Origin of the sequence: Streptomyces xanthii (assembly GCF_014621695.1) — a bacterium.
In the GTDB taxonomy this organism is placed as follows: Bacteria; Actinomycetota; Actinomycetes; order Streptomycetales; family Streptomycetaceae; genus Streptomyces; species Streptomyces xanthii.
In genome coordinates, this window is the sequence record NZ_CP061281.1 from 4,914,492 (window position 1) to 4,934,229 (window position 19,738).

19 protein-coding genes are annotated in these 19,738 nt (G+C 72.5%); 8 read left to right on the top strand and 11 right to left on the bottom strand.

Annotation, left to right across the window (positions count from 1 at the left end; genetic code table 11):
• Window positions 1-30 precede the first annotated feature (30 nt).
• The 5 genes from IAG42_RS22280 to IAG42_RS22300 all read left to right on the top strand — a co-directional run bounded on the left by IAG42_RS22280 (window position 31) and on the right by IAG42_RS22300 (window position 6,366).
• Entirely contained in the window at window positions 31-1,695 is a 1,665-nt protein-coding gene (locus tag IAG42_RS22280) for a long-chain-fatty-acid--CoA ligase (protein ID WP_188338721.1), read from the top strand.
• A gap of 108 nt (window positions 1,696-1,803) precedes the next feature.
• Window positions 1,804-1,986: a hypothetical protein gene (locus IAG42_RS22285; protein WP_188338722.1), complete on the top strand. Its 183-nt coding sequence runs from the start codon at window positions 1,804-1,806 to the stop codon at window positions 1,984-1,986.
• Window positions 1,983-4,298 carry a TOMM precursor leader peptide-binding protein gene (locus IAG42_RS22290; RefSeq protein WP_188338723.1) on the top strand — a complete coding sequence of 772 codons (2,316 nt, stop codon included), beginning with the start codon at window positions 1,983-1,985 and terminating at the stop codon, window positions 4,296-4,298. Before IAG42_RS22285 ends, IAG42_RS22290 begins: the two co-directional genes overlap by 4 nt.
• 148 nt (window positions 4,299-4,446) lie before the next feature.
• Window positions 4,447-5,718, top strand: a complete 1,272-nt coding sequence (locus tag IAG42_RS22295) for a sensor histidine kinase (protein WP_188338724.1) — start codon at window positions 4,447-4,449, stop codon at window positions 5,716-5,718.
• 39 nt (window positions 5,719-5,757) lie between these two features.
• The gene (locus IAG42_RS22300) at window positions 5,758-6,366 is read left to right on the top strand and encodes a response regulator transcription factor (protein ID WP_188338725.1); all 609 of its coding nucleotides are present in this window, start codon (window positions 5,758-5,760) and stop codon (window positions 6,364-6,366) included.
• 17 nt (window positions 6,367-6,383) lie between these two features.
• Here the strand turns inward: IAG42_RS22300 and IAG42_RS22305 are convergent, their stop codons facing one another.
• Window positions 6,384-7,022, bottom strand: a complete 639-nt coding sequence (locus IAG42_RS22305) for an NADH oxidase (protein ID WP_188338726.1) — start codon at window positions 7,020-7,022, stop codon at window positions 6,384-6,386.
• A 239-nt stretch (window positions 7,023-7,261) separates the two neighbouring features.
• Here IAG42_RS22305 and IAG42_RS22310 point away from each other — a divergent pair, with 239 nt between their 5' ends.
• The 3 genes from IAG42_RS22310 to fdxA are packed head-to-tail and all read left to right on the top strand — an operon-like array spanning window position 7,262 to window position 10,489.
• Window positions 7,262-9,148 carry a 2-oxoacid:acceptor oxidoreductase subunit alpha gene (locus tag IAG42_RS22310; RefSeq protein WP_188341545.1) on the top strand — a complete coding sequence of 629 codons (1,887 nt, stop codon included), beginning with the start codon at window positions 7,262-7,264 and terminating at the stop codon, window positions 9,146-9,148.
• On the top strand, window positions 9,138-10,169 hold the full coding sequence (locus IAG42_RS22315) for a 2-oxoacid:ferredoxin oxidoreductase subunit beta (RefSeq protein WP_188338727.1): 1,032 nt from the start codon (window positions 9,138-9,140) through the stop codon (window positions 10,167-10,169). The genes IAG42_RS22310 and IAG42_RS22315 overlap by 11 nt, the downstream gene beginning before the upstream one ends.
• Window positions 10,166-10,489: a ferredoxin gene (fdxA, locus tag IAG42_RS22320; protein ID WP_188338728.1), complete on the top strand. Its 324-nt coding sequence runs from the start codon at window positions 10,166-10,168 to the stop codon at window positions 10,487-10,489. Before IAG42_RS22315 ends, fdxA begins: the two co-directional genes overlap by 4 nt.
• Before the next feature lie 90 nt (window positions 10,490-10,579).
• Here the strand turns inward: fdxA and IAG42_RS22325 are convergent, their stop codons facing one another.
• The 10 genes from IAG42_RS22325 to IAG42_RS22370 all read right to left on the bottom strand — a co-directional run bounded on the left by IAG42_RS22325 (window position 10,580) and on the right by IAG42_RS22370 (window position 19,725).
• Window positions 10,580-11,551: an alpha/beta fold hydrolase gene (locus tag IAG42_RS22325; RefSeq protein ID WP_188338729.1), complete on the bottom strand. Its 972-nt coding sequence runs from the start codon at window positions 11,549-11,551 to the stop codon at window positions 10,580-10,582.
• Between the two features lie 5 nt (window positions 11,552-11,556).
• Entirely contained in the window at window positions 11,557-11,739 is a 183-nt protein-coding gene (locus IAG42_RS22330; RefSeq protein ID WP_188338730.1) for a hypothetical protein, read from the bottom strand.
• A complete protein-coding gene (locus tag IAG42_RS22335) occupies window positions 11,732-12,832 on the bottom strand; it encodes an alpha/beta hydrolase (RefSeq protein ID WP_188338731.1) in 1,101 nt (366 codons plus the stop codon). The genes IAG42_RS22330 and IAG42_RS22335 overlap by 8 nt, the downstream gene beginning before the upstream one ends.
• A gap of 18 nt (window positions 12,833-12,850) precedes the next feature.
• Window positions 12,851-13,270, bottom strand: a complete 420-nt coding sequence (locus IAG42_RS22340) for a DUF4260 family protein (RefSeq protein ID WP_188338732.1) — start codon at window positions 13,268-13,270, stop codon at window positions 12,851-12,853.
• Window positions 13,271-13,467: 197 nt separating this feature from the next.
• The gene (locus IAG42_RS22345; protein WP_384627015.1) at window positions 13,468-14,295 is read right to left on the bottom strand and encodes a 4'-phosphopantetheinyl transferase family protein; all 828 of its coding nucleotides are present in this window, start codon (window positions 14,293-14,295) and stop codon (window positions 13,468-13,470) included.
• Window positions 14,252-15,142, bottom strand: coding sequence for a 2-oxo acid dehydrogenase subunit E2 (locus tag IAG42_RS22350; RefSeq protein WP_188338734.1), 891 nt, complete (start codon window positions 15,140-15,142; stop codon window positions 14,252-14,254). The genes IAG42_RS22345 and IAG42_RS22350 overlap by 44 nt, the downstream gene beginning before the upstream one ends.
• Window positions 15,139-15,384 (bottom strand): phosphopantetheine-binding protein, encoded by a 246-nt coding sequence (locus tag IAG42_RS22355; RefSeq protein ID WP_188338735.1) that lies wholly within the window; start codon window positions 15,382-15,384, stop codon window positions 15,139-15,141. The genes IAG42_RS22350 and IAG42_RS22355 overlap by 4 nt, the downstream gene beginning before the upstream one ends.
• Window positions 15,381-16,406 (bottom strand): 3-oxoacyl-ACP synthase III family protein, encoded by a 1,026-nt coding sequence (locus IAG42_RS22360; protein ID WP_188338736.1) that lies wholly within the window; start codon window positions 16,404-16,406, stop codon window positions 15,381-15,383. Before IAG42_RS22360 ends, IAG42_RS22355 begins: the two co-directional genes overlap by 4 nt.
• Window positions 16,403-19,423 carry a type I polyketide synthase gene (locus IAG42_RS22365; RefSeq protein WP_188338737.1) on the bottom strand — a complete coding sequence of 1,007 codons (3,021 nt, stop codon included), beginning with the start codon at window positions 19,421-19,423 and terminating at the stop codon, window positions 16,403-16,405. The genes IAG42_RS22360 and IAG42_RS22365 overlap by 4 nt, the downstream gene beginning before the upstream one ends.
• The gene (locus IAG42_RS22370; protein ID WP_188338738.1) at window positions 19,423-19,725 is read right to left on the bottom strand and encodes an acyl carrier protein; all 303 of its coding nucleotides are present in this window, start codon (window positions 19,723-19,725) and stop codon (window positions 19,423-19,425) included. The genes IAG42_RS22365 and IAG42_RS22370 overlap by 1 nt, the downstream gene beginning before the upstream one ends.
• Window positions 19,726-19,738: the final 13 nt, after the last annotated feature.

Below are 19,738 nucleotides of genomic sequence, written 5' to 3' on the forward strand. Positions count from 1 at the left end.
CTGACGTAGCGTCAATTACCGTTCGCCCGCATGGGATCCCTGAGGAACACCTTCGCGGAACTCGTCCAGGAACGGTGGGAGGACCACCGGCCCGGCCTCGCCTACGAGGACCAGGTGCTCAGCCATCACCAGGTGGCCGCGGGCGCCGCGGCCCGCGCCGCGCTCCTGGCCGACCTGCTGCCCCGGGGCGCCGAGCCGCACGTCGGCGTGCTGCTCGACAACACCCCCGAGTTCCCGCAGTGGCTCGGCGCCGCCGCCCTCGCCGGAGCGGCCGTCGCCGGCATCAACCCCACCCGGCGCGGCGCCGAACTCGCCCGCGACATCACCCACACCGACTGCCGGGTCCTGGTCACCGACCGCTCCCGGCTGCCGCTGCTCGACGGCCTGAAACTGCCCGGCGTCCGCGTCCTGGTCACCGACACCGGCGCCTACGAGGAGATGCTCGTCCCGTACCGGGGCGCCGAGCCCGTCGCCGCCCGCCGGGTCGGGCCGGACGCGCGGATGCTGCTCTACTTCACCTCCGGGTCGACCGGCGCCCCCAAGGCCGCCATCTGCTCCCAGGGCCGGCTCGCCGCCGCGGGCCGCTCCCTCGTCGGCCACTTCGGGGTGCGCCGCGACGACGTGCACTACATCTGCATGCCCCTCTTCCACGGCAACGCGGTCATCGCCGACTGGGCCCCCGCCATGGCCGCCGGAGCGGGCGTCGCGCTGACCCGCCGCTTCTCCGCCTCCGGCTTCCTGGACGACGTACGCCGCTTCGGCGCCACCTACTTCACCTACGTCGGCCGGGCCGTGCAGTACCTCCTGGCCACCGAGGAACGCCCCGACGACCGGGACAACCCGCTCCGGGTCGGCTTCGGCACCGAGGCCGGGGCGGTGGACGCGGCCCGCTTCGAGGAGCGCTTCGGGGTGCGGCTCGTCGAGGGCTACGGCTCCTCCGAGGGCGGCGCCTCCGTGTCCCGTACGCCCGACACCCCGCCCGGCGCCATCGGCAAGGCGTCCCCGGGCGACGACCTCGTGGTGCTCGACCCTGAGACCAGGGCGGAGTGCCCGCCCGCCGTGTTCGACGCGGGCGGCCGGCTCGTCAACGGGACGCAGGCGATCGGCGAGCTGGTCAACCGCGGGCGCTCGCCGTTCGAGGGCTACTGGCGCAACGACCGGGCGAACGCGGAGCGGGTGCGCGAGAACGGCTGGTACTGGACCGGGGACCTCTTCTACCGGGACGCCGACGGCTTCCTCTATTTCGCCGGACGCGACGACGACAAGATCCGCGTCGACAGCGAGAACCTCGCCCCCGCCATGATCGAGAACATCCTGGCCCGCTGGTCCGACGCCGCGGCCGTCGCCGTCTACGGCGTCCCCGACCCGGTCACCGGCGACCAGGTGATGGCCACCGTGGCGCTCCGCGACGGCGCCGCCTTCGACCCCCTGGCCTTCGGCGAGTTCCTGCTCGCCCAGGGCGACCTCGGCACCAAGATGGCCCCCCGCTTCGTCCGCGTCGTGGAGCGGATGCCGGTGACCGCCACCAACAAGGTCCGCCGGGGCGAACTGCGCCGCGAGGGCTTCTGGAGCGGCGGCGAACTGTGGTGGCGGCCGCCCGGCGAGGCCACGTACAGGCCGCTCACCGAGAAGGACCGGGACGAGCTGCTCGCCACCTGTGAACGGCTGGGCAGGAGAGGGCTGTTGGGGGCGTGAGAACTTCATGTGGGGACCGTGAGAGTGCCACTGTTTCCGGGACCCGGGCGCCCACAGGATGTCTGCCGACAGAGATTATCCGGCACGGCACGAAGGGGCACCTTGATCATGGCGAGTGTCATGCAGCACCGTTTCGAGCCCGTTGAAAACTCCTCCGCGACCGGCGCCCGGCCGCGGCTGGTGATCGAGAACCTGGACGGCAACGACCAGGGCATGGCGCTGGTGACGATCTGCGTCGTCGCCGAGACCGACGGCCGCGCCGCCGCCGCGTTCGGACAGCTCACGGCATGACCGTCCCTGGGGGGGACCGGGCCGAGCCCGCGAGAGACACGGGGAACGCGGTGGGGTTCAAACTCCACCTGCACCCCGTCGTCATCCCGGGCGAGGCCGCGTATCTGGTGTCGCGCCAAGGCGTCACCGCCCTGCGCGGTGAGCACGCCGAATGCCTGGTGCCGCTGCTCGACGGAACCCGGGACGTGGCCGGCATCCTGCGCGAGGCCGGCCGCACGCTCGACCCCGATTCCGTCCTGAGCTCGCTCGAAGAGCTCACGGCCGCCGGCCTGCTCCGCCTCCACCCGCGCGTCGGGTCACCCGGACTCCCGGGCGACCCGACGCGCTCCGCGGAGGCCTACTGGGACCTCGCCGGGCTGGACGGGGCGGCCACCGCCGCACGGCTCGCCGCGGGCGCGCTCTGGGTCGAGACCGTCGGCGGCGCCGACCCCGACGCGGTGCGCGCGGCCTGCGCCGCCAACGGGATCGGCCTGGCCGGCGACCCCGAGGGGGCCGCCCTCACGCTCGTCGTGTGCGACGACTATCTCGCCCCGAGCCTCGGCGAGATCGACCGGGCGCACCGGGCCGCGGGCCGCGCCTGGCTGCCGGTCAGGGGGTGCGGCGCCGAACCCTGGATCGGCCCGTTCTTCCAGCCGGACGAGGGGCCCTGCTGGCACTGCCTGCGGGTCCGCCTCGCCGGGCACCGGGCCGCCGAACGGCCCGTACGGCGGGCCCTCGGGATCCGGGGCCCGCTGCCCCGCCCCGCCGCCTCGCTCGCCGCGGGCCGCTCGCTCGCGGTGAACCTCGCCGTCCTGGAGGCCGCCAAGTGGCTGGCCGGCATCCGAGACGCGGCCCAGGGCCGACTGCACACCTGGGACACGTTACGCATGCGGGCCACCGAGCACCGTGTGGACCGGCTGCCGCAGTGCCGGGACTGCGGTGACCCGGACATCGTCGCCGAGCGGGTGCGGCGGCCGTTCGTCCCCGTCTCCCGGCCCAAGGCGGGCGGCAGCGGCGGCGGACACCGGGCCCTGACCCCGGACCAGATGCTCGCCCGGCACGGCCACCTCATCGACCCCGTCACCGGCATCGTCAAGGAGATCCGGCCCGCGCCGCACACCCCGGCCGGCCTCAACTCCTTCGTGTCCGGGCCCAATCTGGCCATGGGCGCGCACACCCTGGCCGGGCTGCGCACCGGGCTGCGCGCCCTGAGCGGCGGCAAGGGCATCACCGAGACGGAGGCGCGGGTCGGCGCGCTGTGCGAGGCCGTCGAGCGCTACAGCGGCACCCGCCACGGCGACGAGCCCGTGATCGTCGACAGCTACCGCGGACTCGGTGCCGAGGCCGTGCACCCGTACGCCTGCCAGCTCTACGACGAGCGGCAGTTCCGCGAGCGGGAGCTGTGGAACGAGCGGCACTCCAGCTTCCAGTACGTGCCCGAGCCCTTCGACGCGGACCGCCCCACCGAGTGGACCCCGGTGTGGTCGCTCACCCACGGCCGGCGGCGCCTGCTGCCGACGTCGATGCTCTACTTCACCCGTGGCGCCGCCTCCGCGGACGGCCTGTACGCCGACTCCAACGGCAACGCGGCGGGCAGCAGCCGCGAGGACGCCCTGATCCAGGGGTTCTTCGAGGTCGTCGAGCGGGACGCGGTCGCCCTGTGGTGGTACAACCGCACCCGCCAGCCGGGCGTCGACATCGACGCGTTCGACGAGCCCTACGCCGAACGGATCCGCTCGGTCTGCGCCCGGACGCACCGCGAGCTGTGGGTGCTCGACCTCACCTCGGACCTGGGGATACCGGTGTTCGCGGCGCTGTCCCGGCGCACCGACAAGCCCGCCGAGGACATCGTGTTCGGCTTCGGGGCGCACTTCGACCCCCGGGTGGCGCTGCGCCGGGCCCTGAGCGAACTGGGGCAGCTGCTGCCGGCCGTGTACGACGCCCGCCCCGACGGCACCGGGTACGCGGTCACCGACCCGGAGCCGCTGCACTGGTGGTACACGGCGAAGGCCGCGCACCGGCCCTACCTGGTCCCGGACCCGGACCGGCGGCCCCGCACGCCCGCCGACTGGCCGTACGCGCCGCGGGCCGATCTGCTCGAGGACGTCGAGGCGATCACCGCGCTCGTGCGGCAGCGGGGCATGGAACTGCTCGTCCTGGACCAGACGAGGCCGGATCTGGAGATTCCGGTAGTGAAGGTTCTGGTCCCCGGCATGAGGCACTTCTGGGCCAGGTTCGCTCCCGGGCGGCTCTTCGACGTACCCGTGCAGCTCGGCAGGCGCGCCGAGCCCGTCACGTACGAGCAGCTCAACCCGGTGCCGCTCTTCGTCTGAGGAGCTGATTCGACGGGAGCATCCCGGTCTCAACTCCGCGTGGACAAGAGACTTTTGAGTTGATCTTCGGCCCACTCCTGGTTGTCCCGGCCTTCACATATCATCCCCACACGGTGGGGTTGGACATGGCGAGAAGAGGCCACGGACGATGCAGAACAAGAACCGGTTCGACCGCGCGGGCGACGAGGACGGGGAGGGTGCGAGACCCTCCCCGCCCAAGAGGAGCCGCGACCTGCTCGCACCACGGGTCGCGCGCACCATTCTCGTGATGGCGCTGATCAGTTACTCCGTCGTCATCCTGCTCAACATCCTCGACACCCCGATGCCGACGCGGCACACGGCGGTGGCCATCGCCTCGCTCGTCGTCGTCCTCGCGCTGCAACTGCGTCACTCCGAGCCCGGAGCCAACCGGGCACCCCTGCGCCGCCGCCTGCTCACCCTGGGCGTGCAGGCCGCTCTCACCTATCTGCCGCTGCTGATCTTCCGCGCCGAGTGGGGCGCCATGGCGGGATTCCTCGCCGGCTCGCTGCTGCTCCTGCTGCCGCCCCGGGTCGGCTGGAGCCTGTACGCCGTCGTCGGCGTCAGCCTCGTCGTGCCCTCCCTGATCGAGCACCGCTCGGTCCTCGTCACCGTGTACCTGTGCCAGTCCACGCTGCTCACCGGCCTGGTCACGTACGGGCTCTCCCGGCTCAGCGAGCTGGTCGGCGAAGTGCACGCCGCCCGCGGCGAACTGGCGCACATGGCCGTCACCGAGGAGCGGCTGCGCTTCGCCCGTGACCTGCACGACCTGCTCGGCTTCGGCCTGTCCACGATCACGCTCAAGGCCGAGCTGGTGCACCGGCTGATACCGGGCCACCCGCAGCGCGCCATGGACGAGATCCAGGACGTGCTGCGCGTCGCCCGCGACTCGCTGGCCGATGTGCGACGGGTCGCCCGCGGCTTTCAGGACATGTCCCTGGAACAGGAGATCAGTTCGGCCCGGTCCGTGCTGTCCGCCGCCGACATCGAACTCGACGTGAAGGTCGAGCTGCGGCCCTTCGGGGCCCGCTCCGACGCCGTCCTCGCCGCGGTGCTCCGCGAGGCCATGACCAATCTGCTCCGGCACAGCAAGGCCGGCCACTGCACCATCGATGCCGAGCACCTGGGCGAAACGGTCCGCCTGACGGTCGCCAACGACGGGGTGGACAGCGGGTACCGGGACCCCTCGCCCGACAGCGGCAGCGGCCTCGCGAACCTCGGGATCAGGGTCCGGGCCATCGGCGGCCGGGTGGACGCCGGCTGCGTCAAGGGCACCAAGGGGACGACCTTCCGGCTCGTGGCCGAAGTGCCCGCGCACAGCGAAGTCGTCCAACCCCCTTTTCTTGGGGAAAAGTTGATCCTGCGGCCGGGTTCGGCCAGCCGGATAACGGCGTCCGATTGATAGGATTCGGTCAATATTCGAACGGGTTACGGGGGAACCATGATTCGGATTCTGCTGGCCGAGGACATGAACATGGTCCGCGGCGCTCTGGTCGCTTTGTTGAATCTCGAAACCGATCTCGAGGTCGTCGTGGAACTCGAACGCGGCGACGAGATCGTCCCCGCCGCCATCGAGCACCGGCCCGACGTCGCCATCATCGACATCGACCTCCCCGGCCTGGACGGCCTCAGCGCCGCCGAGCGGTTGCGTGAGAGCGTGCCGGGCTGCCGCGCCCTCGTCCTCACCAGCCTCGGCCGCCCCGGCACCCTGCGCCGCGCCCTGTCGGCGCAGGTCTCCGGCTACCTCCTCAAGGACGCGCCGCCGAAGCAGCTCGCCGAGGCGGTGCGCCGGGTCGCGGCCGGCCAGCGCGCCATCGACCCGCAGCTGGCGCTCGACGCCTGGGGCGGCACGGAGAACCCGCTCACGGAGCGGGAGAACGAGGTGCTCAAGCTGGCCGCCGAGGGCTTCGAGGCACCCGAGATCGCCACCCGGCTGCACCTCACGACGGGAACCGTGCGCAACTACCTCACGGCGATCGTCAGCAAGCTCAACGCCCGCAACCGGGTCGACGCCATCCGCATCGCCCGGGAGTCCGGCTGGCTGCTGTGAGCCGGTGAGGGCGGTCTCTAGCGCGCGCCGAAACGGCGCGGGTGACCGGCCACCGGCTGGGCCATCCCGGCCGCCGCGAGATAGCGCAGGATGCCGTCCGTGACGTCCGGGTGCAGCGGCAGGGCCTCCGTCGCGGCGCCCGGGGTCACCGGCCACGCGAGCATCGCCACCACCCACACCGCCTCCGGGCGGTGCAGCACCACCCGGTGCAGGGACGCGGGCGAGGCCAGCGAGATCCCGGCGTCGCCCAGCGTCAGCCGCACGTCGCGCGGCAGCCGCAGCAGATCGTCCCCGGACAGCTCCTCGGGGTCGAAGGTGGCCTGCCGGGACTCGGGCGAGACCGACAGCAGCGGCCCCTTGAGGTCGTCCACGGACAGGGTGCGCACCGTCATGTGCGAGAGCCGGCTCAGCGTCGGCAGGAGCAGCAGGCACACCCCGTCGCCGTCGGCGTAGTCCGCCGCGACGTTGGCCGGCAGGATCGGGCCGAGCTCCATGCGGCGCAGCACCTCGCGCACGACCGGGCTCGGGTCGTCGAGCTTCTCGGAGCCGAACCGCCCGGTGAGCACCACCGTGTCGGCGGACGCCCGCACGGCGACGTCCTCGCTCAGCGACCACAGATGGACCGGCTGTCCGCCCATGGGGCTGCTTGGGGTCATGGCGGCACTCCTCCCCGAGTGTGGACGGCAGCGCGTCCGCCGCGCGTCGGCCGAGTATCCGCCGGGCGTGATCGACGCCGCCAGGCAGGCGTTCATGCCCGGGACATGAGGAATTCATGGCCCCCGCGAGGGCGGCTTTGGCCGGTCACAAGCCCCGGCTCCTACCGTGCGGCGCAGCCGGACCGGCTGCGACTGCGGCGTCCGAGGCGTCTACGGGAAGGGGGCGGCCGGTGGCCGTTCTGTCAGTGGAAAGCAAAGAGATCCACCGCAAGGACGTGCGGCGTCTGGACCGGGTGGTCATCCGGTTCGCGGGCGACTCGGGCGACGGCATGCAGCTCACGGGCGACCGTTTCACATCGGAGACGGCGTCGTTCGGCAATGATCTTTCGACTCTGCCGAACTTCCCGGCGGAGATCAGGGCGCCCGCAGGCACGCTGCCGGGCGTTTCGTCGTTCCAGCTGCATTTCGCGGACCACGACATCCTGACGCCGGGCGACGCGCCGAACGTTCTGGTGGCGATGAACCCGGCCGCGCTGAAGGCGAACATCGCCGATGTGCCGCGGGGTGCGGAACTCATCGTGAACACGGACGAGTTCACCAAGCGGGCGATGGCGAAGGTCGGTTACGACGTCAGTCCGCTGGAGGACGGTTCGCTGGGCGCGTATCACGTGCATCCGGTGCCGCTCACGACGCTCACGGTGGAGGCCCTGAAGGAGTTCGACCTCTCGCGCAAGGAGGCCGAGCGCAGCAAGAACATGTTCGCGCTGGGCCTGCTGTCGTGGATGTACCACCGGCCCACCGAGGGCACGGAGAAGTTCCTCAAGGCCAAGTTCGCGAAGAAGCCGCACATCGCCGCGGCCAACCTGGCCGCGTTCAAGGCGGGCTGGAACTTCGGTGAGACGACGGAGGGCTTCGCGGTCTCCTACGAGGTGGCGCCCGCGGCGAAGGCCTTCCCGCAGGGCACCTACCGCAACATCTCCGGGAACCTCGCGCTGGCCTACGGGCTCGTGGCGGCGTCCCGTAGGTCCGAACTCCCCCTGTTCCTGGGCTCGTACCCGATCACGCCGGCCTCGGACATCCTGCACGAGCTGTCCAGGCACAAGAACTTCGGCGTGCGCACCTTCCAGGCCGAGGACGAGATCGCCGGTATCGGCGCCGCGCTCGGCGCGGCCTTCGGCGGCAGCCTCGCCGTCACCACCACCTCCGGCCCCGGCGTGGCACTGAAGTCCGAGACCATCGGCCTGGCCGTGTCGCTCGAACTGCCCCTGATCGTCGTCGACATCCAGCGCGGCGGCCCCTCCACCGGCCTGCCCACCAAGACCGAACAGGCCGACCTCCTCCAGGCCATGTACGGCCGCAACGGCGAAGCACCCGTACCGATCGTCGCGCCCCGCACACCCGCCGACTGCTTCGACGCGGCCCTGGAAGCGGCCCGGATCGCGGTCACCTACCGCACCCCCGTCTTCCTCCTGTCCGACGGCTACCTCGCCAACGGCTCCGAACCCTGGCGGATCCCCGAGGTCGACGAACTCCCCGACCTGCGCACCCGGTTCGCCCAGGGCCCCAACCACACCCTGGACGACGGCACCGAGGTCTTCTGGCCCTACAAGCGCGACCCCCAGACCCTCGCCCGCCCCTGGGCGATCCCCGGCACCCCCGGCCTCGAACACCGCATCGGCGGCATCGAGAAGCAGGACGGCACCGGCAACATCTCCTACGACCCGGCCAACCACGACCTCATGGTCCGCACCCGCCAGGCCAAGATCGACGGAATCCAGGTACCCGACCTCCAGGTCGACGACCCCACCGGCGACGCCGACACCCTCGTCCTCGGCTGGGGCTCCACCTACGGCCCCATCACCGCCGCCGTCCGCCGCCTGCGCACCGCCGGCGACACCATCGCCCAGGCCCACCTGCGCCACCTCAACCCCTTCCCCGCCAACCTCGGCGAGGTGCTGAAGCGCTACGACAAGGTGGTGATCCCGGAGATGAACCTGGGACAGCTCGCCACCCTCGTCCGGGCGAAGTACCTCGTCGACGCCCACAGCTACAACCAGGTCAACGGCATGCCGTTCAAGGCCGAGCAGCTCGCCCACGTACTGGAGGAAGTGCTCCATGCCCGTTGAACTCCCGCTCCTGCCCAAGGACTTCAAGTCCGACCAGGAGGTGCGCTGGTGCCCGGGATGCGGTGACTACGCGATCCTCGCGGCCGTCCAGGGCTTCATGCCCGAACTCGGCCTCGCCAAGGAGAACATCGTCTTCGTCTCCGGCATCGGCTGCTCCTCCCGCTTCCCGTACTACATGAACACGTACGGCATGCACTCCATCCACGGCCGCGCCCCCGCCATCGCCACCGGCCTCGCCTCCTCACGGCGTGACCTCAGCGTCTGGGTCGTCACCGGCGACGGCGACGCCCTCTCCATCGGCGGCAACCACCTCATCCACGCCCTGCGCCGCAACGTCAACCTCAAGATCCTCCTCTTCAACAACCGGATCTACGGACTCACCAAGGGCCAGTACTCGCCGACCTCGGAGATCGGGAAGGTCACGAAGTCGACGCCGATGGGGTCGCTCGACGCGCCCTTCAACCCCGTGTCCCTCGCCATCGGGGCCAACGCCTCCTTCGTCGCACGCTCCGTCGACTCCGACCGCAAGCACCTCACGTCCGTACTGCGGGCCGCGGCCGCGCACCCGGGGACCGCGCTGGTGGAGATCTACCAGAACTGCAACATCTTCAACGACGGTGCCTTCGACGTCCTCAAGGACAAGCAGCGGGCGCAGGAGAGCGTGATCCGGCTGGAGCACGGGCAGCCGATCACCTTCGGGGCCGACGGGGCCAAGGGCGTCGTGCGCGACCAGGCCACCGGCGACCTGAAGGTCGTCGACGTCTCCGAAGCCAACCGGTCCGAGGTCCTCGTCCACGACGCCCACACGGCCTCGCCGACCTTCGCGTTCGCCCTGTCCCGGCTCGCCGACCCCGACACCCTGCACCACACGTCCATCGGCGTCTTCCGTGACGTCGAACGGGCCGTCTACGACATACAGATGGCCGACCAGCTCGACGACGCCGTCACCCAGAACGGCAAGGGCGAACTCGGCGCCCTTCTCGCCGGCACCGACACCTGGACCGTGGAGCGTTCCTCATGACCTACGTCATCGCCCAGCCCTGCGTGGACCTCAAGGACAAGGCCTGCGTCGACGAGTGCCCCGTCGACTGCATCTACGAGGGCCCGCGCAAGATGTACATCAACCCCGACGAGTGTGTGGACTGCGGCGCCTGCGAGCCCGTCTGCCCGGTCGAGGCCATCTTCTACGAGGACGCGGTGCCGGACGAGTGGGCCGGGTACGGCAGCGCCGACACGGAGGTCTTCGCCCTGGCCGGAGTCTCCGGCGGCGCGTCGGCCGCCGGGCCGCTCCCGCAGGACCACCCGGTCGTGCAGGGCGAGCCCGTGAAAGAGCCCAACTGACCGGCCCCCGCACCCCGAACGCGCCGAGGCCCTTCCCGACATCGGGAAGGGCCTCGGCGCTGGTGCGCGACGGACGACCGGGGGTGCCGGTCAGGCGGAGTGGGAGATCGGGTCCGTGCGCGAGGTCGACGTGGTGCGGGCGGACGCCTTGCGGGTGCGCAGCATCCGCCGCCACTGCTCCGCGCTGTACTGGGCCGGCTCGGTGGTCGCGATGAAGTCCCGCAGGACCGTCTCGAAGCGCTGCGGGTCGGTGCGGAACGGGAAGTGCCCGGCGTCCTCGAAGATCTCCAGGCGGCTGCCCGGCATCGCCACGTGGCCGAGCCCCGCGTGCGCGGCCGGCACCACCTGGTCCCGGCCGCCCCACACCAGCATCGTCGGCATGCCCTGGGCCAGATAGCAGCGGTCCAGCATGGTGCCGACCTGGCCGCGCCAGTCGACCACCGCGCGCAGCGTGCGGATGAACGCGTTGCGCGAGGTGCCGTCCGGCAGCGCGTCCACCACCCGCAGCAGGTCCGGCGCGTCGACCCCCAGGTTCGTGTCGAGGAACTGCAGCGCCTTGACGGCGAGCCCGATCTGGGTGCGCATGGTCGGCATCCGCAGCGCCATCATGAGCAGTTCGGCGCCGGGCAGGGTCGCCGCCCGCAGCAGTGGTGTGACCTGGCGGCTGATGCCCCCGGTGCCGACGAGCACGAGCCGCTCGCAGCGCTCGGGGAACTGGTACGCGAACTGCATGGCGACGGCGCCGCCCAGCGAGTGCCCGACCAGCGTGACCCGCTCGACGCCGATGACGCCGAGCAGGTCCCGCATGCCGTTCGCGTACGCCGCCAGGGAGTAGTCGGCGCGCGGCTTGTCGGAGGCTCCGTGGCCGAGCAGGTCGGGTGCGATGACGCGGTAGTTGCGGGCCAGGCCCGGCATGACGTCGCGCCAGGTGTCGGAGGAGTCGCCGATGCCATGGATCAGCAGGATCGCCCGGCCCTTGCCCGCCATCCGGAAGGCGCGTCGATAGCCGTGCACGGTGCGGAAACGCATCCGGATCTGTGAGCCGCCGGTGGGCGAGGTCATGGGTGTCAGGCTCCCTCGGGGCCGCGGCGGTGGTGCCGTTCGCCCGGACGCTCGCCGGGCAGCCGGGCCGGCACCACCGGCCGGTGGTGGACGGTGGTCAGATCGCTCTCGGTCACCCCGAGCGAGGCCAGGGACTGCCAGGGGCGGACCGAGGCGGGACGGCGCGCGGACGGTGTGGCGTCAGTCATGGCGAGGCCTCTCGTCGAGCGGTGCGGGAGACGTGCGGGTGGCGGCGGGAACGGTGAGCTCCTCGGCGGGGGCGCCGCGCAGCCGCAGCCGCAGCAGCGAGCCGAACAGCCAGCGCCGCATGGCGCCCAGGTGGGCGGGGGAGCCGTGGACGTCGTCGAACTCCTTGAAGCGGACGTCCGCGAGGTCGCGGCGCAGCAGCGCCTGGTCGCGGGCCGGGATGATCTCGTCGCGGCTGGAGACCACGTACCGCACCGGCACCCGGACCCGGCGCAGCTGCTGCGGGGTGAGGGCGAACTCGCCCAGCACGGTGCGCAGTTCTGCCTCGTCGTCGGTGCGGGTCAGGCGGCGCAGCGTGTCCACGGTGATCCGGGGGACGCGCGGCCACCAGTCGGAGTCGGTGAAGAAGTCCGTGACGGGCGCGCCCACGGTGAGGATCCGGCCGATCCTGCGGTCCTCGGCGGCCGCCCGCAGCGCCATGTGGCCGCTGAAGCTGAGCGCGAGCAGCGAGGTCTCGGTGACGCGGGCGCGGTGCGCGAGGCTGTCGAGCAGGTACGTCAGCATGCGCCAGGAGTCGGGGGAGTAGCGCAGGGTGTTCTCGCCGACGCCGGGCAGCTCGGTGACGACCACGGCGAAGCCCAGCTTGCGCAGCAGCGGCAGCAGCGGCGCCCACTGCTCCTTGACGCTGACGATGCCGCCCATGACGATCAGCAGCGGCCGCGGGCGGCGCCCGTCCAGGCCGCTCGCCCACGCGGCGAACGTGCCGTCCGGGGTGCGGAACTCGAGTCGCTCGATGCCCTGCCGCTCCTGGCGCCAGCGGTCGAATGACTCCACGCACAGGTGCTGGGCGAGGACCCGGTCGCCGTCGGCGGCGTAGGGGAAGCGGGCGAGGGCGTAGTGGCGGCAGGCGTCCAGCAGGTCGCCGCGGGCCTCGGCGACCTTGCCGGCCGCGGTCCACACGGCGGCCCAGGAGGCCGGGTCGCCGCAGGTGTCGTTGCCGATCCGGTCGAGGACCGCGCTCGCGCGGTCCGGGCTCATGCCCTGGCCGCGGGCGTGCAGCCGGGCGAATTCCGTCAGCTCTTCGAGGTGGTCCATGGCTTCCCGTCCGTCGAGTCAGTGGATGGCGCCGTCGGGGCGCCGGGTGCCGAAGCCGAACGCGCGGTCCACGGCGATGTGCGTGGTCCAGCCGAGCCCGGCGAGCAGCAGGGCGGGGGACGCGGTGAGGGCGCCCGCGGCGACGGTGCCGGCGGCCAGGCGCGGGTCGTGCAGCGTGTTGTAGAGGCGGACGGTGTCCGGGGAGACATGCCCGGGCCCGGCCGGGGGCGTCTTCCCGCGGTGCAGGAACGCCAGGTCGGGGGCGATCAGCGCGGCCCAGAACGGGAGGCTGACGGCTCCGCCGAGGGCGAGGCCGGTGGTGAACGCGGCGGCGCCCACGGCGGCGCTCAGCAGCCGCCCCTCGGGGTGCCGCCAGGTCCACCGGTCCACCGGAGCGGGGCGGGGAACGGGCCGGGCGACCCGGAGATCGGCTGCCATGCGGTCTCCTCTCACAGCGACTTTCGCAGCGGCTTTCACCGCGGCGTTCACAGGGGTTTTCGAGGGGGTTTTCGCGGGGGCTTGCACTGCGTCCAGTCTTCTCGGGCGGGCTTGCGCCCCGCTTGTACGCACACCGGCACGGGAACGCGAGAGGGGCCGGACACCAGGTCCGGCCCCTCTCGCGTGTCACGGCGCGCTCACCACCACTCGTCCGGCTCCGGGCCGGCCGCCTCGTCCTCGCCGAGCACCTCCGCGAGGGCGTCGACGATGCCGGCGTCCAGCGCGGTCCCCGCCGCCGTGTCCGCGCCCGCGCCGAACCCGGCGTCCCCGACCGCGACGCTCACCACGTACGTGTCGTCGAGCCCGTACGTACGGAACGTCCACTCGCCGTCCGAACCCGGCTGACCGTCCGGGCGCAGGACGTCCGTCGGGGTGCCGTCGGGACGGAAACCGAAGTCGGTGAAACGGAACTGCATGCCGAGCCCGATCGCCTTGCTGTACGCCTCCTTCAGGGTCCACAGCCGGACCAGGGCCGGATTGCGGTCCTCCTCCGGCATCGCCTCGATCTCCGTGACCTCGTGCGGGGTGCACAGGTGCCGGCCCAGTCCGGGCCCGTACAGCCTGCGGTCCGCGCGCTCGGCGTCCACCCCGATCACCCCGCCGGTGGCGAGACCCACCAGGAGGAGTTCGTCGGTGTGGCTCAGGCTGATGTGCACGCCGTCGTAGCCGCGCAGGAACGGCCGCCCGGTGTGCGTGTACCCCAGCTCCACGGCCTGCGGCGGCACGTGGAGCGCCGCCGCGGCCGCGAACTTCAGGAGCACGCGCGACGAGGCGAACCGGGTGCGCACGTCCGGGTGGGTCAGTTCCAGGAACCGCGCCCAGTCCCGGCCGAGCAGCGCCCGCAGCCGCGGCCCTCCGGCCCGCTCCGGACGCCAGTCGTCCAGCCGGGCGTAGAGGATCGCGGCGCGGTGCCGGTCGAGGTCAGCGCGGACTTCCTGCCAGTTCCCGCCCGGTCCCGTGATCATGATCGGTTCCCCGAGCGTGCGCGGCGGGGACGTGCCCCCTGGAGCCGTCATCGACGTCATCGAAGGCCTCCATGGTGTCGTGGAGATCGGTCAGCAGATCGGCCGCGGCCCCGCCGTCGATCACCCGGTGGTCGAAGGTGAGGCCGAGCCGCATCACGGGCGCGGCCCCGAGGGTGCCGTCCGCGCGGACCACGGGCCGCTGCGCGATCCGGCCCGCGCACAGGGTCACGGCGGTGCCGCCCGCCGAGTGGAAGCCGTCCACGGCGCCGTGCCCGAGCGAGCTCACGGACACGGTGCCGAAGACACCGGGCCGTTTGCGGGCCTCGCGCAGAGCGGCGCCGAACGCGGCCCGGCCCAGCGGCAGCGGCAGCCGGCCCAGCATGCGCACGCCCTTGAACTCGGGCAGTTCCGCGGCCTGTTCGCCCCGGTAGCGGTCGACCTGCTCCTGGATCTCGCGCAGCGACGCCCGCTCCAGCCGGGGCACGAGCGCGGACAGCACCGCCCGCTCCCCGTCCACCTTCCGGTCCAGCGCCAGCTTCGCCGTCACCGAGCGGAACCGGACGATCCGCGGCGCGCGCCAGAAGCCCGGCCAGCCCGGCGCCATCACCGCGTTGGCCTCCTGGTGACGGGCCAGGGCGCGGCCCGTCGCGTGCAGCAGGTACGTCACGTACGAGTAGCGCAGCCCGTCGGCGCGGGCCCGCTCCCGGTGCTCCAGGACCCGCGTCATGTCGATGTCGGTGTCCAGGTGCACCGGGCGCTGGGACTCGGCCCACTCCAGGAAGAACAGGGTGTGCCGGCGGCGCCGCTCGATGACGGTGTGCGAGCCGTGCGCCGGCGCCGGGCTCATCCGCCCACCGCCAGCTCGTAGATGCCCTTGAGGGAGCGGGCCTCCAGGACCTTGCCGACCGGCACGGGCCGGCCGGTCGCCAGCTCCAGGGCGGTGACCAGCTTGAGCAGGTACAGGGAGTCCCAGTCGGGCAGTTCGTCGAAGTCGGCGCCCACCTGCTCCGCTTCGAGCGGCATGCCGATCTCGTCGCGGACGAGCGTGGTGAAGTCGTCGAGGGTGAAGGTGCTGGCGGTGCGGCTCATATCTTCTCCAGGGCGAAACCGGCCTTGATCCACTTGCTGGACTCCACGGCGACGGCGAGGGCCTTCTCGCCCGCCTTCATCTCCGTGAGGAGCCCGGCGATCTGCAGGAAGGGCAGCGCGTTGCCGTTGTTGCCGGTCTCGGCGACACAGGAGATCTCGCGGGCCGTCGGCACCCCGAGCTCCTCGGCGATCTTCTTCGTCATCCGGCCCGACAGCTGCGGCGGCAGCAGGTAGTCGAGGTCCTCGGCGTCCCAGTCGAGCTCGCCGAGCAGCTCCCAGAGGATCTCCACGGCCATCACCGGGACACCCTCCTCGATGGCCTTGTAGTCCTCGGTGAGCGCCTGCCGGTCGTCGTGGCGGTCGGCGAGCCCGAACCACTCGATGACCTGGCCGGGCTTGCGGCCCAGGCCCGTGAACCGGTTGAGGACGTGACGCACCGCGACCCGTTCGCCGACCGGGTCCGCGCTGAGCACGGCCGCGCCCGCGCCGTCCCCGAAGAGCACGAAGTTCACCAGATCGCTGGGGGCGGCGCCGGACAGGTCGCGCTGCACGTCCAGGTGCTTGCTGCACACGTCGCCGCCGATCACCAGGCCGTTGCGGTACTGGCCCGAGGCGATCATGGTCTGGGCGACGCTGAGCGCCTGCACCGCTCCCGCGCAGCCCGACTGGAGCTGGAAGGTCGGCACCTGGTCCAGGCCCAGCTGGTCGGCGACGTTGTTCACGGTCGCCGGCATCAGCGTGTCCGGGGTGGCTGTGCCGAGCACGATGAAGTCGATGTCGGCGGCGTCCACCGCACCGGCGTCCAGCGCCTTGCGGGCCGCGCTCGCGCACAGGTCGGCGAGCGACCAGCGGACCTCGCCGGTGGCCAGATCACGGGCGAAGTGCCGGGTCTTCGTACCGATGAAGACCTCGATCCACTCCTCGTTGACCCCGAGCACCTTGGCGAGCTGCGCGTTGTCCACCGGGTCGCCCGGCAGCGCGGTGCCGATGGCGGCGAGGTGGGCGGTGGGTTGGTTGCTCATGCCGTCCTCTCTTCTGATCCGGGGGCGACCGCGTCGAGTTCGTGGAGGAAGCTGACCAGGTCACCGATGGTGGAGAGCCGGGGCAGCAGGTCCTGGACGGTCAGCTCGCCGAGCCCGGTGAGCCGTTCCTCGAGGCGGGACTTCAGCTCCATGACCATCACGGAGTCGAAGCCGAGGTCTTCGTAGAGCCGCAGTTCGGGGCTGAGCTCGTCGGGGCCGTAGCCGCCGACGAGTCCGACCGCCTCCACGGCGGCGCGGGCCACGGGACCGTCCGCCCGGCCCCGGCTCACGTCGAGCACGGCCACCGCCGGGTGCACCGGCTCGGCAGCCGGCGCCGGCGCGTCCGCGACCCGGGTGTCCGCGGCGCTCTGCGCGGCCACGGCCACGGGACCGGCCGACGGGGTGCGCGAGGGCGTGTGGGCCGCCCAGTAGCGGTGCCGGTCGCTGAACGCGTACGGGGCGAGCGGCTGCCCGACCCGGTCGCGCGGCGCGTACACCGCGTCCCAGTCCGGGTCCACGCCGCCGCGGTACAGCTCGGCGACCGCGTCCGCCAGACGGTCGCTGCCCGCGTCCTCGTCCGGCACCGGCACCACCTGCGCGGGGCCGGCGCCCAGCGTGCGCAGCATGCCGAGCAGCACCGGGCGGGGCCCGATCTCCACGGCGTGCGTGACCCCTTCGTCGAGCAGGGTCCGGGCCGCGTCCGCGAACAGCACCGGGGCGCTGATGTGCGCCACCCAGTACGTGGCGTCCATCGGCTCGTCCTCCAGGAGCCGCCCGTGCACCGTCGAGTACACGGGGATCCGCGGCACGTCGCCGCCCACCTCGTCGGCGACGGCGGCGAACCGCTCCAGCATCGGCTCCATCAATGGCGAGTGGAACGCGTGCGACACCTGGAGCCTGCGGGTGCGCACCCCCTCTCCGGTCAGCTCCTCCTCGATGCGCGCCAGGGCGGCGAGATCACCGGACAGGACCGTGGCCTGCGGGCCGTTGACCGCGGCGACGCCGACCAGCGGCTCGTCCGCGACCCGTGCGGCCACCTCCGCGTGCGGCGCCCGCACGGCCAGCATGCCGCCGCCGTCCGGGAGTTCCTGCATCAGCGCGCCGCGCGCCGCGATCAGCCGGGCCGCCCCGTCGAGCGGCAGCGCGCCCGCGAGGACCGCCGCCGCGTACTCGCCGACACTGTGCCCGAGCAGCGCCGAGGGGCGCACGCCGAGGGCCTCCAGGGTCCGGCCGAGCGCGAACTCCACGGCGAACAGAGCGGGTTGGGTCCACTGTGTGCGGTGGACCGCTTCGTCGCCCGCCAGGACCAGATCGCGCACCGAGCGGCCGGTGTGCGGGGCGAGCGCCGCGTCCGCCTCGTCGAGGAAGCCGCGGTACAGGGCCGACTCCCGGTACAGGCCCGCCGTCATCCGCGGGTACTGGGAGCCCTGCCCGGTGTACAGGAACGCGGTCTCGGGCCGCGCCGCGGGCTGCCCCGCGAGCCGGGTCAGCACGGCGTCGTCCGCGGCCGCCTCCCGCAGCCGCTCCGCGAGCTGCGCGGTGTCCGAGGCGCCGACCGCGAACCGGTAACGGTGCCCGGACTTGACCCGGTTGCTGGTCCAGGCGAGCGCACCCACCGGAAGCCGGCCGCGCTCCACGGAGTCGGCCTGCGCGATCAGGTTGCGGCGCAGCGCGTCCGCGCCGGGTGCCGTCAGCGTGAACACGGCCGTGCCGAGGCCGCCCGTGTCGTCCGCCGGACGCTGTGCGGCCGGGGGAGCGCTGGCCAGCACGGCGTGCGCGTTCGTGCCGCCCATGCCGAAGCTGCTCAGGCCCGCCACGACGTCCTGCGCGGGCAGCTTCAGCGGAGCCTTCAGGAGCCGGATGCCGTGCTCGCGCAGCTTCAGCGACGGGTTCTCCTTCGCCGAGAACCGGCTCGCCGGAACGACCCGGTGGTGCAGCGACAGGGCCACCTTGATGAGCCCCGCGATGCCGGCCGCGCCCTCGGTGTGCCCGAGGTTGCCCTTCACCGAGCCGAGCGCCAGCGGCTTGCCGGTGCGGGACCCGTGGTGGTGGCCGAGCGCCTTGACCTCCATCATGTCGCCGAGCGCGGTGCCGGTGCCGTGGCCCTCCACGAACGTGACGTCGGACGGCTCGACCCCCGCACGCCGGTAGGCCGCGGCGAGCACTTCCTGCTGGGCCCAGCGGTTGGGCGCGGTGATGCCGTTGCTGCGCCCGTCCTGGTTGACGGCGGTGCCGCGCAGCACCGCGTACACCCGCTGGCCGTCCGCGAGCGCGTCCTTCAGCCGGCGCAGCACCACCACACCGACGCCCTCGCCGCGGCCGATGCCGTCGGCCTGCGAGCTGAACGGCTTGCAGCGCCCGTCCGGCGAGGACAGACCGGCCTGCGTGTAGAAGATCGACAGGGCCGGGGTCATCGCGACGTTCACGCCCCCCGCGAGCGCGATGTCGCACTCCTCGGACAGCAGGGCGTTCGCCGCCAGGTGCACGGCCACGAGCGAGGAGGAGCAGGCGGTGTCGACGGCGAGCGAGGGACCCTTCAGGTCCAGGTGGTACGAGATCCGGTTGGCCGTCATGCAGTAGCCGTTGCCGGAGCCGATCTGCGCGGTGACGTGGTCGTAGTCCGTCAGGTGCAGCTGCGCCCACTCGTTGCCCATGATGCCGACGAACACCCCGGTGGAGGTGCCCGCCAGGGACTGCGGGGCCAGGCCCGCGTCCTCGACGGCCCGCCAGGAGCTCTGCAGCAGCAGCCGCTGCTGCGGGTCCATGGCCTGCGCCTCGCGCGGCGAGACGGTGAAGAACTCGTTGTCGAAGGCGTCCGGGTCGGAGATGAAACCGCCCTTGGTGGTGTTGGTGCGCCCGGGGGCGCCGGAGGCCGAGTGGAACTCCTCGGCGTTCCAGCGCAGCCGGGGCACCTCACCGACCCCGTCGCCCGAGCGCATCAGGAGATCCCAGTAGGCGCGGGTGTCCGGCGCCCCCGGGAACCTGCAGTCGATGCCGACGATGGCGATGGGTTCCATCAGCGGGCGCCGCCCTGCGCGGTGGCGAACTCCTCCAGCAGGTGGTCGGCGAGCGCCTGGACGGTCGGGTAGTCCCAGGCGGCCGTCGGCTCGAGGACGAAGTCGAAGTCCTCCTCGATGTCGCCGCACAGGCTGAACGCGGCGACGGAGTCGAGCCCGTACTCGGCCAGCGGCACGCTCGGGTCGATCTCGGCGGGCTGCCGCTTCAGGTACAGGGCGATGCGGTCGGACAGCCAGGTGATCAGCGAGTCGCGGGTGTGGCCGGCGAGCGAGGCGGGCGAGGCGGGAGACGTAGCGGTCACGGTGCACTCCTGA